Annotated in this window: 15 protein-coding genes; 4 read left to right on the forward strand and 11 right to left on the reverse strand. The window is 67.9% G+C overall.

All coding sequences use genetic code 11. From position 1 onward, the window contains the following. Window positions 1-90: 90 nt before the first annotated feature. Window positions 91-729 carry a ParA family partition ATPase gene (parA, locus tag IEY58_RS15750; protein WP_189047435.1) on the forward strand — a complete coding sequence of 213 codons (639 nt, stop codon included), beginning with the start codon at window positions 91-93 and terminating at the stop codon, window positions 727-729. Here parA and IEY58_RS15755 read toward each other — a convergent pair. Next, the gene (locus IEY58_RS15755) at window positions 726-1,289 is read right to left on the reverse strand and encodes a flavodoxin family protein (RefSeq protein WP_189047437.1); all 564 of its coding nucleotides are present in this window, start codon (window positions 1,287-1,289) and stop codon (window positions 726-728) included. The genes parA and IEY58_RS15755 overlap by 4 nt on opposite strands. A 109-nt stretch (window positions 1,290-1,398) precedes the next feature. Here IEY58_RS15755 and gcvA point away from each other — a divergent pair, with 109 nt between their 5' ends. Continuing rightward, a complete protein-coding gene (gcvA, locus tag IEY58_RS15760) occupies window positions 1,399-2,316 on the forward strand; it encodes a transcriptional regulator GcvA (RefSeq protein WP_189047439.1) in 918 nt (305 codons plus the stop codon). An 18-nt stretch (window positions 2,317-2,334) separates the two neighbouring features. Here the strand turns inward: gcvA and cysQ are convergent, their stop codons facing one another. From cysQ to IEY58_RS15795, 7 genes are all read right to left on the reverse strand, one after another. After that, window positions 2,335-3,108, reverse strand: coding sequence for a 3'(2'),5'-bisphosphate nucleotidase CysQ (cysQ, locus tag IEY58_RS15765; RefSeq protein ID WP_189047441.1), 774 nt, complete (start codon window positions 3,106-3,108; stop codon window positions 2,335-2,337). Beyond that, the gene (locus IEY58_RS15770; RefSeq protein ID WP_189047443.1) at window positions 3,109-5,448 is read right to left on the reverse strand and encodes a xanthine dehydrogenase family protein molybdopterin-binding subunit; all 2,340 of its coding nucleotides are present in this window, start codon (window positions 5,446-5,448) and stop codon (window positions 3,109-3,111) included. 123 nt (window positions 5,449-5,571) lie between these two features. Beyond that, on the reverse strand, window positions 5,572-6,102 hold the full coding sequence (locus IEY58_RS15775) for a hypothetical protein (protein WP_189047445.1): 531 nt from the start codon (window positions 6,100-6,102) through the stop codon (window positions 5,572-5,574). A gap of 197 nt (window positions 6,103-6,299) precedes the next feature. Next, window positions 6,300-7,940, reverse strand: coding sequence for a chaperonin GroEL (groL, locus tag IEY58_RS15780; RefSeq protein ID WP_189047447.1), 1,641 nt, complete (start codon window positions 7,938-7,940; stop codon window positions 6,300-6,302). 54 nt (window positions 7,941-7,994) lie between these two features. Further along, window positions 7,995-8,285 (reverse strand): co-chaperone GroES, encoded by a 291-nt coding sequence (gene groES / locus IEY58_RS15785; RefSeq protein WP_189047449.1) that lies wholly within the window; start codon window positions 8,283-8,285, stop codon window positions 7,995-7,997. 259 nt (window positions 8,286-8,544) lie between these two features. Then, on the reverse strand, window positions 8,545-9,609 hold the full coding sequence (locus IEY58_RS15790; protein WP_189047451.1) for an NAD(P)H-dependent flavin oxidoreductase: 1,065 nt from the start codon (window positions 9,607-9,609) through the stop codon (window positions 8,545-8,547). A 37-nt stretch (window positions 9,610-9,646) separates the two neighbouring features. Next, entirely contained in the window at window positions 9,647-9,793 is a 147-nt protein-coding gene (locus tag IEY58_RS15795) for a hypothetical protein (protein ID WP_189047453.1), read from the reverse strand. 9 nt (window positions 9,794-9,802) lie between these two features. Between IEY58_RS15795 and IEY58_RS15800 the strand changes: the two genes are divergently transcribed. Then, window positions 9,803-10,129, forward strand: coding sequence for a hypothetical protein (locus IEY58_RS15800; RefSeq protein ID WP_189047454.1), 327 nt, complete (start codon window positions 9,803-9,805; stop codon window positions 10,127-10,129). Window positions 10,130-10,144: 15 nt separating this feature from the next. On the opposite strand, the gene mscL is transcribed toward IEY58_RS15800, so the two are convergent. Together mscL and IEY58_RS15810 are read right to left on the reverse strand one after the other, a co-directional pair. After that, a complete protein-coding gene (gene mscL, locus IEY58_RS15805) occupies window positions 10,145-10,558 on the reverse strand; it encodes a large conductance mechanosensitive channel protein MscL (protein WP_189047456.1) in 414 nt (137 codons plus the stop codon). Between the two features lie 70 nt (window positions 10,559-10,628). Then, the gene (locus IEY58_RS15810) at window positions 10,629-11,210 is read right to left on the reverse strand and encodes a tetratricopeptide repeat protein (protein WP_189047458.1); all 582 of its coding nucleotides are present in this window, start codon (window positions 11,208-11,210) and stop codon (window positions 10,629-10,631) included. Window positions 11,211-11,373: 163 nt separating this feature from the next. On the opposite strand from IEY58_RS15810, the gene IEY58_RS15815 reads away from it, so the two are divergent. Then, complete coding sequence (locus tag IEY58_RS15815; protein ID WP_189047460.1) at window positions 11,374-12,237, forward strand: hypothetical protein; 864 nt, start codon at window positions 11,374-11,376, stop codon at window positions 12,235-12,237. Here the strand turns inward: IEY58_RS15815 and IEY58_RS15820 are convergent. Further along, complete coding sequence (locus tag IEY58_RS15820; RefSeq protein WP_189047461.1) at window positions 12,135-12,959, reverse strand: hypothetical protein; 825 nt, start codon at window positions 12,957-12,959, stop codon at window positions 12,135-12,137. The two genes, IEY58_RS15815 and IEY58_RS15820, sit on opposite strands and share 103 nt — an antisense overlap. Window positions 12,960-13,077: the final 118 nt, after the last annotated feature.

A 13,077-nucleotide genomic window follows, 5' to 3' on the forward strand; every position in this document is an offset into this window, starting at 1 on the left:
GAGCATGCCGCGCCGCTTCACGGCTTGCGGATGACCGGTGAGCAGCATCACACTGCTGCAATGCGGAACGCACTTGGGGGCGGACGGACCATGGCGGCACGGGTCATCACGATCGCGCAACAAAAAGGCGGCGCCGGCAAGACGACGCTCGCGGCTCATCTGGCACTCGCGTGGCTCGCGCAGGGCGAGCGCGTGGCGCTCGTCGACATCGATCCCCAGGGCAGTCTCAGCCAATGGTTCGCGCTGCGCGCCGAGCGCCTGGGCGCCGGCAAGACCGGCGTCGACTTGACGCAACTCAACGGCTGGCGCGCGAGCGCCGAGATCGACCGGTTGAAGCGCGACCACACCCTGGTCGTCGTCGATAGCCCGCCGCACGCCCAGACCGATGCCAAGATCGCGGTGCGCGCCGCCGATCTGGTCGTGATCCCGGTGCAGCCGAGCCCGCTCGACGTCTGGGCGACACGCCCGACCATCGATCTGGCGGTCGCGGAAAAGGTGCCGGTGCTCCTGGTGATGAACCGGGTGCCCACGCGCCGCGCCATGACCGACGACATGATCGCCGCCCTCAACGGTGTGAAGGCGGAGCTCGCCGACGCCCGCATCGGCAACCGCAGCGGCCTCGCCATGAGCATGGCGGCCGGCCTCGGCATCGCCGAGCACGCGCCGGACACGATCGCGGCGCGCGAGATCGGCAAGGCCGCGCGCGAGATCCTGCGCCGGATTGGCTAGGCGTCTCTTGCCTCGGTGAAGAAGGTTCGTGCTTGCTCGACCGCGCGGGCGTCGTGGAGCACGTCGCCCGGCCGGTTGCCGTGCCCCAGCAACGCGCCGCCCCACCGGGCGCCGAGATAGCCCGCCGTCAGCTCGAGCGAGCCGATCAGCGGGGCGGCCATCCGATCCTCGTCGTCGCTGATTGCCGTCACGGCCCAGAACGTCTTCTGCGCCATGCGCCCCTTGAAGTCGCATCCGGGCAGGCGCAGCCACGCGCTCCAATAGTCCAGATAGAGCTTGGTCGCCGCCGGCAGGCCGTACCAGTAGAGTGGTGCCACGAAGACGAGGTCGGTCGGCTGGAGGGTGGCGTCCAGCAACGTCTGCTCATGGCCGGCAGGGGGCGGAAACGGGCTGTCGCCATGACGCAGATCGGCGAAGGGGGCCAGCGGCAGATCCAGGAGATGGAGCCAGCGCTGCTCGATCGAACTCGAAAGCGCTTCGGCCGCGCGCCGGGCCAGGCGTTCGCTGTTGCCGTCGCGCCGACCGCTGCCGATCAGGAAGGTGAAGCTTCGCTCGCTCATGGGGTCTCGCCATTCCAGGTTCCGCTCCGACGCAGCATGCGGGGCTGCGCCCGGCGGCGCAAACGAGCGCTTTTCGCTGTCAGATGAATCAAACTAATCTGACCAAACCATGACATCCCCACCTCTCAGCCGCGCGCCGGTGCCGCATGCCGCCTTGCGGGCGTTCGAGGCGGCGGCTCGCCTCGGCAGTTTCAAGGCGGCGGCGGCCGAGCTGGGTGTGACGCCCGCGGCGATCAGTCATCAGGTGAAGGCGCTGGAGGAGCATCTGGGCGTGAGCCTGTTCCAGCGCCTCAATCGCGCGCTCCGCCTGCTGCCGGCCGGCGCAGCGCTGGGTGAGGCGGCCGAGCGCGCCTTTGCCGATCTCGATCGCGCGCTGGAGCAGGCGCGCCTTACCGGCACCGACCGGGCGGCCCTGTCGGTCAGCGTCGTGCCGTCGCTCGCCGCCAAATGGCTGGTCCCGCGCCTCCGCCGGTTTCGCGACCGGCATCCGGAAATCGAGCTGAGGCTGGGGGCGACCGACGCGGTGATCGATCTGGCGCGCGATCCGGGCGTGGACGTGGCGCTGCGCTATGGTACCGGACCTTATCCGGGGCTGCATGCCGAACGGTTGGCCGTCGGTGCCTTGACGCCGGTGTGCAGTCCGCTCCTGCTCAAGGGACGGGCGGTGCTGCACCGGCCCGAGGACCTCGCCCATCAAGACCTCTTGCGCGATGCGCTGCCCGACGAGGCCGGATGGCTGGCCTGGCTCACGGCTGCCGGCGTGGCGGACCGGGTCAGGCTCGACCGGGGGCTGCGCTTCAGCAATTCCCATCTGGCGCTCGACGCCGCCGCAGCGGGGCAGGGCGTTGCGCTCGCGCCGGACTTGCTGATCGCGGACGACGTGCGCGCAGGCCGGCTGGTGCGGCCCTTTGCGCTTTCGGTGCCGAGCCCCTATGCCTACTGGTTCCTGAGCCGCCCCGATCGCGCTGAGACGGCAAAGGTCAGGCGCTTCCTCGCCTGGCTCAAGGCCGAGTTGGCGGGCGCCTAGCTACCGGCCTCTCGACCCCTATCGTCCTTCAGCAACGAAGCCCGGGTTGCGAAAGCCGGGCTTGCCATAGGTGAAGGGCGTGCCGTCGAGCCGGGTCATGCGGCCGCCGGCCGCTTCCAGCACAGCCTGGCCCGCGGCCGTGTCCCATTCCATGGTCGGGCCGATGCGCGGGTAGAGGTCGGCTGCCCCTTCGGCGACCCTGCAGAACTTGAGCGCACTGCCAGCGATCCGACGCTCGGCGACCTTGCGGCGTGCCAGCAGCGCGTCGAGGTCGGTATTGGTCTCGTGCGAGCGGCTCGACATCACGACCGCGCCCTCCGGCGGGCAGGCGCGTGCTGCGATCGCGGTGCGCGTGCCGCTCGCGTCGTGGCGCCCCGCCGTGCCGGGGCCGGCTGCGGCATAGATCAGGCCCTGCGCCGGAATGCCGACCACGCCCAGGATCGGCCGGCCGGCCTCGATGAGCGCGATGTTCACCGTGAACTCGCCGTTGCGCTTGATGAATTCCTTGGTGCCGTCGAGCGGATCGACCAGCCAGAACCGTTCGGCCGCGGCGGCGGGCAGGCCGGTCGCCTCGGCCTGCTCCTCCGAGATGACCGGGATGTCGGGGGCAGCCGCCATGAGGCGCGGCAGGATGACCGCTTCCGCCCGGGCATCGGCGAGCGTCACCGGTGACTGGTCGCTCTTGCGGGCGACCGCGAAGTCCCCGGCATAGACGTCGAGGATCTCGCGGGCGGCGTCGTGGGCGGCGTCGATGGCGGCGGCGAGCAGCGGTCCCAGGTCCAGGTCAGCCATCTATTCGGCAGCTTCCGCCGGGGCCGCAGCCTGGAGCGCCTGCCAGACGGCGAGCGGCGTCGCCGGCATGTCGACATGCTCGATGCCGCGCGGCGCCAGCGCATCGACGATGGCATTGATCACCGCCGGCGGCGCGCCGATGGCGCCCGCTTCGCCGGCGCCCTTGATGCCGAGCAGATTCGTCTTGCACGGCACGACATTGTACGAGAACTCGATGTCGGGCAGGTGCAGCGCCCGCGGCATGGCGTAGTCCATGAACGAGCCGGTCACGAGCTGGCCCGAATCGGCATCGTAGACGACGCCCTCGAGCAGCGCCTGGCCGACGCCCTGGCCGACGCCGCCATGGACCTGGCCCTCGAGCAGCAGCGGGTTCACCACCGCGCCGAAATCGTCGACCACGACATAGCGCAGGATCTGGGTCTCGCCGGTCTCGGGGTCGACCTCGACCTCGACCGCGTGGGTGCCGTTCGGGAAGGTGCCGGCCGGCGGCGTCCAGCGCGCGGTCTCGTCGAAGCCACCCTCCATGCCGGCGGGCAGCTTGCCGTTGAAGGACGCCTTCACCACGGCGACCAGGTCCATCTTGCGGTCCGTGCCGGCGATGGTGAACTGGCCGTCCTTGAACTCGATGTCCGCCTCGGCCGCTTCCAGGAGATGGGCCGCGATCTTGCGGCCGCGCTCGATCACCTTGCCGACGGCGAGCGAGGTCGCGGCACCGCCGACCGGCAGCGAGCGCGAGCCGCCGGTGCCGCGACCGAACGACACTGTGTCGCTGTCGCCCTGGACGACGCGGATGCTCTCGAAGGGCAGGCCCAGCCCGTCGGCGACGAGCTGGGCATAGGCGGTCTGATGGCCCTGGCCGGAGGATTGGCTGCCGATCAGCAGAGTGACACCGCCCGACGGGTCGAAGCGCAGCTCCGCCATCTCGTCGGAACCGCCGCCGCACTGCTCGATGTAGCAGGCGATGCCGAGCCCGCGCAGCTTGCCGCGCCTGGCCGCTTCCGCCTTGCGCGCCAGGAAGCCGGCCTGGTCGATGTTCGTGAGCGCGTCTTCCATGTTCTTCCGGAAGTCGCCGCTGTCGTAGGTGAGCCCGCCCGCGGTGCGGAACGGCATCTGCTCCGGCCGGATGAAGTTGCGCCGGCGCAGCTCCTCAGGCGCCAGGCCCAGCTCGCGCGCCGCCTTGTCGACCAGGCGCTCGACCACATAGGCCGCTTCGGGCCGGCCGGCGCCGCGATAGGCGTCGACCGGCGTCGTATGGGTGAACACGCCCTTGACCCGCACATAGAGCGCCGGGGAGGCATAGACGCCGGCCAGCATGCCGGAGCCGGCCGCGGTCGGGATGAACGGCCCGTAGTTCGAGAGATAGGCGCCGAGATTGGCTGTCGTCTCGAAGCGCCAGGCCAGGAACCGGCCGTTCTCGTCCATCGCGACCTCGGCATGGGTCACGTGATCGCGGCCATGGGTGTCGGTCAGGAACGCCTCGCCGCGCTCGGCCGACCATTTGACCGGCACGCCGACCTTCTTCGCGGCCCACAGCACCAGGACCTGCTCGGGATAGAGGAACAGCTTCATGCCGAAGCCGCCGCCGACGTCGGGCGTCACCACGCGGATCTTGGCCTCGGGCACCTTCAGCACATTGCCGGACAGCAGCTTGCGCAGCGTGTGCGAGCCCTGGCTGCCGGTGTAGAGCGTGTAGCGGTCCTCGCCGCGGTCATAGAAGCCCAGCGCGTTGCGCGGTTCCATCGAGGCGACGATGACGCGGTTGTTGACGAGGTCGATCTTGGCGACGCGCGCGGCCTTGGCGAAGCCGGCCTCGGTCGCCGCCTTGTCGCCCATGTGCCAGTCGAAGCAGAGGTTGTTGGGGATATCGTCCCAGACCAGCGGCTTGCCGGACTCGAGCGCCGAGCCGGTATCGGCGATGGCCGGCAGGATGTCGTAGTCGACCTCGACGAGCTCGGCCGCGTCGCGTGCCGCGGCGGCGCTGGTTGCAACCACGAGCGCCACCTGGTCGCCGACATGGCGGACCCGGTCGATCACCAGTGCCGGGTGGGGCGGGAACTTGCCCGGCGTGCCGTCGATGTTCGTGATCGGCGCCGTGCAGGGGATGGGGCCGATGCCGTCGGCCGCGAGGTCCTTGCCGGTGAGTACGGCGAGCACGCCCGGTGCGGCTGCGGCGGCGCTAATGTCGATGCGGGTGATCCGCGCCGAGGCATGGGGCGAGCGCAGGACATGGGCATAGGCCTGGTGCGGCAGGTTGATGTCGTCGGTGTAGCGGCCGTAGCCGGTGATGAAACGCTGGTCCTCGGTCCGCCGCACCGACTGCCCCATTCCGAACTGGCCCATGACGTCTCACCTCCTCGCGTGTTCGAACGGCGCCTACCATAAGGGGGGCGGGAAGGGCAGGCCAACCCCTTCTTCGCCGCAGTTCGATGGCTCTTTAGAGAGAATGACGACGGGAAGCAGCGGTCAGAGCGGCCGTCCGCCTCTGAGCCGGCCGCGCAGCTCGGCGAATGGGTTCCACGCGGCGACGCGCCGCTTGAGCCGCTCGCCCGCGCGCCAGATGGCCGTGCGCCGGATCGCGTCGTGGATACGGTCGCGGGTCGTGCGGACCCACTGGTCGGCGCGCCGGAACCAGGCGAGCTGCGACAGGCTCGGATGGCACACCGACAGGATGCGGCCGATGGCGGCGGTCGCGAACAGCTTGGCGCCGACGAGAGTCGCAAGCGCGAGCCAATAGTGATGGCGGTGCAGGAACAGGATGATCAGCAGCTTCTCGGGCAGGATCAGCATCGACGGCACGAGGAACAGCGCCAGGGCGCCATAAGGTGGCAGGCCCGCGGCCCAGGCCTCGGCGCGTGCCACGGGCGGCAAGGCGGCAAGGCGGCCCAGGAGCCGGCCCAGCCGGCGGATCAGCAGATCCTCGAGCAGGAACAGGGCCGCCGCGAACGGCGTCAGCAGGTGCAGGAGGAGATCGCGCAGGCGGGCGAGAAGCGGCATCGAGAACTCTGGGGCAGGCGGGTGAGGTGTCGCGGTCTCCCCGAACCAAATCGTGACGCCGGGGCCATCCTACAAGGGTAGGGGGTGCCAAAATGCAGAACGCCGCAAGGCTAGGCCCCGCGGCGTCCGCTTTCCGTCGGAGCGATCCGTTCCGCCAGCGAAACGGATCGCTCCTTGGTTCGTCTTGGACGTTGGACTTAGAAGTCCATGCCGCCCATGCCGCCCATGTCGCCACCCGGCATCGGCGGGGCCTTCTTCTCCGGCTTGTCGGCAATCATCGCCTCGGTGGTGATGAGCAGGCCGGCGACCGAGGCCGCGTCCTGGAGCGCCACGCGCACGACCTTGGTCGGATCGATGATGCCGGCCTTGATCATGTCGGTGAACTCGCCCTTCTGGGCGTCGTAGCCCCAGTTGACATCGGTCGAGTCGAGCAGCTTGCCGACGATGATCGAGCCGTCGACGCCCGAGTTCTCGGCGATCTGGCGAACCGGCGCCTGCAGCGCCTTCTTCACCAGGTTGATGCCGACCTGCTGGTCGTTGTTTGCCGGCTTCAGCTTTTCGATCGCCTTGGCGGCGTAGAGCAGCGTGACGCCGCCGCCCGGGACGATGCCTTCCTCGACCGCCGCACGGGTCGCGTGCATCGCGTCGTCGACGCGGTCCTTCTTCTCCTTGACCTCGACCTCGGTCGCACCGCCGACGCGGATGACCGCGACGCCGCCCGCGAGCTTGGCCAGGCGCTCCTGGAGCTTCTCACGGTCGTAGTCCGAGGTCGTCTCCTCGATCTGCGCGCGGATCTGGGCGACGCGGCCTTCGATGTCGGCCTTGGCGCCGGCACCGTCGACGATCGTGGTCTCTTCCTTGGTGATCGTGATCTTCTTGGCCTTGCCGAGCATGTCGAGCGTGACGTTCTCGAGCTTGATGCCCAGCTCTTCGCTGATCAGCTGGCCGTCGGTCAGGATCGCGATGTCTTCCAGCATCGCCTTGCGGCGGTCACCGAAGCCCGGCGCCTTGACCGCGGCGATCTTGAGGCCACCGCGCAGCTTGTTGACGACGAGCGTGGCCAAGGCCTCGCCTTCGACGTCCTCGGCGATGATCAGCAGCGGACGGCCCGACTGCACGACGGCTTCCAGCACCGGCAGCAGCGCCTGCAGGCCCGAGAGCTTCTTCTCGTGGATCAGGATGTACGGGTTCTCGAGGTCCGCGACCATCTTCTCGGCGTTGGTCACGAAGTACGGCGACAGGTAGCCGCGGTCGAACTGCATGCCCTCGACGACGTCGAGCTCGGTCTCGAGGCTCTTCGCCTCTTCGACCGTGATCACGCCCTCGTTGCCGACCTTGGCCATCGCCTCGGCGATCTTCTTGGCGATGTCCGCATCACCGTTCGCCGAGATGCGGCCGACCTGCTCGATCTCTTCGTTGGTCGAGATCTTCTTGGACTGGGCCTTGACCGTGGTGATCACGGCCTCGACGGCCATGTCGATGCCGCGCTTCAGGTCCATCGGATTCATGCCGGCGGCCACCGCCTTGGCGCCTTCCTTGACGATCGCCTGGGCCAGCACGGTCGCGGTCGTGGTGCCGTCGCCGGCGAGGTCGTTCGTCTTGGACGCGACCTCACGAACCATCTGCGCGCCCATGTTCTCGAACTTGTCCGAGAGCTCGATCTCCTTGGCGACGGTAACGCCGTCCTTGGTGATGCGCGGTGCGCCGAACGACTTGTCGATGACGACGTTGCGGCCCTTCGGGCCCAAGGTCACCTTGACGGCGTTGGCGAGGATGTCGACGCCGCGCAGCATCTTGTCGCGCGCGTCGCCTGCAAACTTAACTTCCTTGGCAGCCATGTCTTAAATCCCTGAAATGGGTGTTCGAACGAAACGATGAGGGTTCGACGGTACTTAGCCCGCGATCACGCCCACGATGTCCGATTCCTTCATGACCAGATAATCGACGCCGTCGATCTTGATTTCCGTGCCGGACCACTTGCCGAACAGAACCCGGTCGCCAGCCTTGACGTCGAGCGCATGGATCTTGCCCTGCTCGTCGCGGGCACCCGGGCCCACCGCGACCACCTCGCCCTCCTGCGGCTTTTCCTTGGCCGTGTCGGGGATGATGATGCCGCCCTTGGACTTCTCTTCCTGCTCGATGCGCTTGACCACGACGCGGTCGTGCAGCGGACGGAATTTCATGGGGAAGCTCCTCGAAAGCATTATGTAAGGATCGCAGGGAGCGTGCTGTTAGCACTCTCCCCCGATGAGTGCTAAGCCAAATACGATTCGGCCCCCGCTCTGTCAAGCCGGCGGCCCGTCAAATTTTTATGAAAAAGGGCAGGTGCGGGGTGGGGCGCATGGCCACCGCGCGGGCGAAGGGCCGTTTCATCCTCCGCCCGCGCCTTATAGCGGCCCGCAATGACGATGGCGAGTCGAACCGTTACCGCCCGACGAACCGTTACCGCAGGCGGGCGCGCACTGCCTCGGCTTCGTCGACCAGCCGGCGCACCAGTTCGGCCGAGCCCATGCGGCGGCCGAGCGATGCCGCTTGGCCGCTCCACAGCGACAGGCGCTCGATATCGCCTTGACGTGCCGCAGCGGAGCGCATGGGCCGCGTCGTCGAATTCTGCAGCGGGAACGACAGGATCTGGTCCGCCACCGCCTCGACCTCGGTCAGGAACCGGTTGCGCATGCCGCGCGCCGGCCGGCCGGAAAAGGCGAGGGTGACCGTGGTCGCCGTGTCGGCGGAGGCGAGGAGTGCTGCCTTGTAGGCCTCGTGGATGCCGCTTTCGGTCGTGGTGAGGAAGGCGGTGCCCATCTGCACGGCGGCCGCCCCCAGCGCCTCTGCCGCGACGATGCCGCGGCCGTCCATGATGCCGCCCGCCGCCACGACCGGCACGGACACGGCGTCGACGATCTGCGGCACGAGCGCCATGGTGCCGATCAGCGCCGCCTGCCAGGGGGCGAAGAACGTGCCGCGATGGCCGCCTGCCTCGCTGCCCTGGGCGATGATCGCATCGACGCCGCTCGCCTCGAGCGCCTTCGCCTCGGCCACGGTGGTCGCCGTGCCCATGGTCTTGATGCCGGCGGCCTTGAGCCGCGCAACGTCTGCGGCCGGCAGCGCGCCCATGGTGAAGCTGACCACGGCCGGCTGATGAACGAGCATCGCCGCCAGCTGACTGTCGAGCGGATCGGGCGGCATCGACGGCAGCACCGGCGGCTCGATCCCGAGCGCCTCGTGATGCCGGGCGATCAGCGCCAGCATGGGCGCCGGGTCGGCGGCGCCGGGCGCACTCTCGCTGCGGGCAAAGAGGTTGATCGCGAACGGGCGATCGGTCCGGCTGCGGACCTCGGCCACTTCAGCCGCGAGTGCGTCGAGACTGAGATAGGCGGCGCCGATCGACCCCAGCCCGCCCGCAGCCGATACGGCGGCCGTCATCGCCGGCGTCGAGCCGGCGCCGGCCATGGGCGCCTGAATGATCGGATGATCGATGCCGAGCCAACGGGTGAATTCGGTCGCCATGGCGATGTCCCTTCCTCGTCCGGTATGTGGATCAGACTTAGTGCTCGCGATGCATCATGAAAAATGATTTGATCAGATAGCCGAAATCATTGATCGAGATAACGGAAGGATCTGAGCCCTTGTCGAGACCGCGCCGCTCTGACGCGGAGGACTTGATATTGGCGGCCGGCAGGATCGGCCCCATCTCGATAAGATGAGACCAGCGATCCTCTTCCTGCTGGGCGTCGTGGCCGTTGCCGGTCCGGCGCTCGCCGATCCGGTGGGGCGGCCGGGCGTGCTGCCGCCCGTCTTCCTGCCTCCGCCGCCGTCGTTCACGCCGCCGGTGCCGCAGCCTATGGCCTATCCGCCGGCGCCGGCCGCGAACAATCCGGTCGACCAGCAGAAGCAGTCGCTCTATCGGACCGAGCTCCAGTCGCATCAACGCGAGCTTGCGACTGAGCCGCCGCAGCCCGGATCCGATACCAACGCGCTTACGACCCAGCAGGCGCTCGATCGCCTGCGGCTGCAGGCGCCCAACTGATTTGGCAGCGCGGGCTCAGACCGGGCGCTGCTTCAGAAGATCGCGGATCTCCGCCAGCAGCAGTTCGCTCTTGGACGGCGGGGGCGGGGCCGTGTCCTTGGGGCCGGCGAGCTTGTTGATATAGCGCACCAGCAGGAATACGGCGAAGGCGACGATGATGAATTTGATGATCGAATTCAGGAACAGGCCGTAGTTGATCGTAACGTCGCCGGCCGCTTTCGCCGCCGCGAGCGTCTCGTGGCCGCCGCCCTTGAGCGTGACGAAGAAATCCGAGAAATCAATGCCGCCGATGATGAGGCCGAGCGGCGGCATCAGCACGTCGTTGACGAGCGAGGTGACGATCGCCGTGAAGGCCGTGCCGATGATGATGCCGACCGCGAGGTCGATCACGTTGCCGCGTATCGCGAATTTCTTGAATTCGTTCAGCATGCAGCGAACCTTTCCGTTGTCGTGAGGGCGTTCGGCCGGGACGGCAGTTTCAGGTGTGAGGTATCAGGCCTCAAGGCGGCTGGTCGAGAAGCGGGGTCGGGCGAGCGGCGCCGCCATCGAGCCGCCGCAGGCGGCGGACCAGGCGGCGGACGCTTTCCAGGTGGGGATTGATGGCGAGCGCCGCCTCGAACACCAGAAGCGCCTCGCCCCAGGCCTCCGCCTGCAGCAGGATCTGCCCCAGGCCGGCAAGCGCGCCGTAGTGCCGCGGTTCGAGCACCAGCACGCGCTCGATATCGGCGATCGATCGGTCGTGGCGGCCGAGCATGAACAGGATGGTCGCACGCCGGTTCCAGGCTTCGGGGAAATCCGGGTCCTCCAGGATCGCCTGATCGAGGAGGGCGAGTGCCGTCGCTTCGTCGCCGACGGCGAGCGACTTGGACGCGTCACCCAGCAATCGGCGGGCGGCGCGATTGCCGGCGCTGCCCCAGCGCTGCCAGATCAGCCGGTCGAGCCGGTCCGCCTCGACCGGCGAGGTCGTCCGATGCAGCTGGGCGAACGCCTCGTCGAGCACCGCGTCGCGATCGTCGAGCGGGCTCGCGCCAGCAAGGCAGCGTACCAACGTCAGGACGGAAGCGTAGCGTTCGTGGGTCATCGAAGGGCCTATTTTATCGCCCATTTTATGCAATCTTCGACCCGCCGGTGGCCCGTTGTCCAGTGCGAAGCCTGCGCGGCCGACCGGCAAATCTTGTTCCGTACGGCTGCCGATTCGTGCGATAGAAATGGAACAGAACCTTTTTGCGGCGGATGCTTCTGCAATGTTGAAATCGGGCGTGTTTGTCTCCGATACCGGGCAGATTCTGGACGCGCGTCCGGGGGAGCTGCGCTGGCACCTGGACTATCCGCGGGCCGATTTTGATCTGTCGGCCTACGCGATCCGAAATCTGGGCTTCGTCTGGTTCAAGCTGGAGACAAACGGGGCGCGGCTCAAGCTCCGGGCCGATCTCTTCACCACGGCCTGCTTCGAGCGGGTGGTCCGGCTCGTGTTCGAGCATCGGATCGAACGGCTCGTGATCGAGCATGAGGCCGAGGGCGAGCCGGCCGAGGTGCTGCATAACATCAACGACATCATCGCGCGCCTCGATTTCCTGCGCGGGACGACGCCTGGCGAGCGGCCGCGCGACAGCTACATCCTCGAGACGCTCGACCTCGGGCGCCTGCGCCACGGCAAGCGCCGGCGCCTGGCCGAGACCTTCGCTGCCTGGGTCCGCCATCGCGGCCAGCTGCCCTCCGACCTCGAACCGTTGCGGCGCATCGGCGCGTTCGACGGCGGTCACCTGCTGGTCAACCTCGAGGGCAAGGACCAGGCGATCATCCGGTCCTGGCCCAGCAACATCGTGTGCTATTCGGCGAGCGAAAGCGCCCAGCTCATCGGCCGCGACCTGTCCGACCAGCCGGACAGCACCTTTGGTCATTGGGCGGCGAAGCCCTATTACGAGGTCGTCCGCAGCGCCGCCGCCCGTCTGGACCTGATCGAGGCCGTCATCCGGCCGCCGAACGGGCCATCGCTCGTGTCGCGTTATGAGCGCCTGCTGCTGCCCTGGCGCACCTCGGCGGGCGACTTCTGGGTATCCGGCACGTCCCTCAACCGCTCGCGCCGGGCGTTGAGGTCGGCGAGATAAACGGCCACGTCGGCCGCAATGTCCGGCTTGTGGCGCCAAGTCAGCAGCAGGTCGGTCTCCGGCTTGTAGCTGTCGCGGATCTTGACCCATGGCTCCGAGCCGGGCAGCCCGTATTGGTTCAGGATGCCGTGGTCGACCGGCCCCTGCTCGACGAACGAGATCACATAGTCCGTGTCCCAGCTCGTATAGGCGAAGGTCCGGGTCATGCGCGGCATGACGCGGGAGATGCCCTTGCCGCGCCAGTCAGGCCGGTACCAGAGCCCGCCTGACAGTGCCACGCGGCCGGTGATCTCGGGCGCCTTGGGCGCGGTCACCTCGATTCGCTCCGCCGGTCCGGCCTGCCTGGCCGGATCGCGGTAAAACAGCCGCAACTGCTCCATTTCGGTCTTGAGGTTCGTGCCGGCGAGGTCGAGCAGCCGCGAGACCTGGGTCGCGACGATCTCGCCCGCGTCATTACGCAGCTCGAACATGAAGGCGCCTTGTGGTTGAATGTCGTTCTTGTCCGGATGGAACACCGGCATCAAGGGCGCCCAGCTGTCCAAATGCCGGCGATTGACCTGGTAAAGTCTGCGCAAATCATGGGAGATGTAGAGCCGCAGCCCCATTTCACTGAGCGCGCGATCTCCTTGCAGTAGAAAGAGGCCGATCTCGCGTTTGTCGCCGTATTGAACGCGTAGCTCTTCGGTAAAGCGCACGGGGTCTGAAAGTAGATCGAGAGGCATGGCACGATCCTCGTCTGCCAGTAGACAACCTCCAGGATCGTGCGCTGCAGAGTCCCCGCGGAGCTGCGTCAGTTTTACAACCAAGTGGCGCGGGTTGGCCTGGATCTCGACAGGGGAT

This window comes from Aliidongia dinghuensis (assembly GCF_014643535.1).
GTDB lineage: Bacteria > Pseudomonadota > Alphaproteobacteria > ATCC43930 > CGMCC-115725 > Aliidongia > Aliidongia dinghuensis.

What these genes read in the sequence shown, in the direction of transcription:
- IEY58_RS15790 (WP_189047451.1), bottom strand. Translation starts at nt 9,609, where the DNA reads ATGGCGACCGAATTCACCCGTTGGCTCGGCATCGATCATCCGATCATT.
- IEY58_RS15810 (WP_189047458.1), bottom strand. Translation starts at nt 11,210, where the DNA reads ATGACCCACGAACGCTACGCTTCCGTCCTGACGTTGGTACGCTGCCTT.
- IEY58_RS15815 (WP_189047460.1), top strand. Translation starts at nt 11,374, where the DNA reads ATGTTGAAATCGGGCGTGTTTGTCTCCGATACCGGGCAGATTCTGGAC.
- IEY58_RS15755 (WP_189047437.1), bottom strand. Translation starts at nt 1,289, where the DNA reads ATGAGCGAGCGAAGCTTCACCTTCCTGATCGGCAGCGGTCGGCGCGAC.
- parA (WP_189047435.1), top strand. Translation starts at nt 91, where the DNA reads ATGGCGGCACGGGTCATCACGATCGCGCAACAAAAAGGCGGCGCCGGC.
- IEY58_RS15800 (WP_189047454.1), top strand. Translation starts at nt 9,803, where the DNA reads ATGAGACCAGCGATCCTCTTCCTGCTGGGCGTCGTGGCCGTTGCCGGT.
- IEY58_RS15795 (WP_189047453.1), bottom strand. Translation starts at nt 9,793, where the DNA reads ATGGGGCCGATCCTGCCGGCCGCCAATATCAAGTCCTCCGCGTCAGAG.
- IEY58_RS15775 (WP_189047445.1), bottom strand. Translation starts at nt 6,102, where the DNA reads ATGCCGCTTCTCGCCCGCCTGCGCGATCTCCTCCTGCACCTGCTGACG.
- groL (WP_189047447.1), bottom strand. Translation starts at nt 7,940, where the DNA reads ATGGCTGCCAAGGAAGTTAAGTTTGCAGGCGACGCGCGCGACAAGATG.
- IEY58_RS15770 (WP_189047443.1), bottom strand. Translation starts at nt 5,448, where the DNA reads ATGGGCCAGTTCGGAATGGGGCAGTCGGTGCGGCGGACCGAGGACCAG.
- mscL (WP_189047456.1), bottom strand. Translation starts at nt 10,558, where the DNA reads ATGCTGAACGAATTCAAGAAATTCGCGATACGCGGCAACGTGATCGAC.
- groES (WP_189047449.1), bottom strand. Translation starts at nt 8,285, where the DNA reads ATGAAATTCCGTCCGCTGCACGACCGCGTCGTGGTCAAGCGCATCGAG.
- IEY58_RS15820 (WP_189047461.1), bottom strand. Translation starts at nt 12,959, where the DNA reads ATGCCTCTCGATCTACTTTCAGACCCCGTGCGCTTTACCGAAGAGCTA.
- cysQ (WP_189047441.1), bottom strand. Translation starts at nt 3,108, where the DNA reads ATGGCTGACCTGGACCTGGGACCGCTGCTCGCCGCCGCCATCGACGCC.
- gcvA (WP_189047439.1), top strand. Translation starts at nt 1,399, where the DNA reads ATGACATCCCCACCTCTCAGCCGCGCGCCGGTGCCGCATGCCGCCTTG.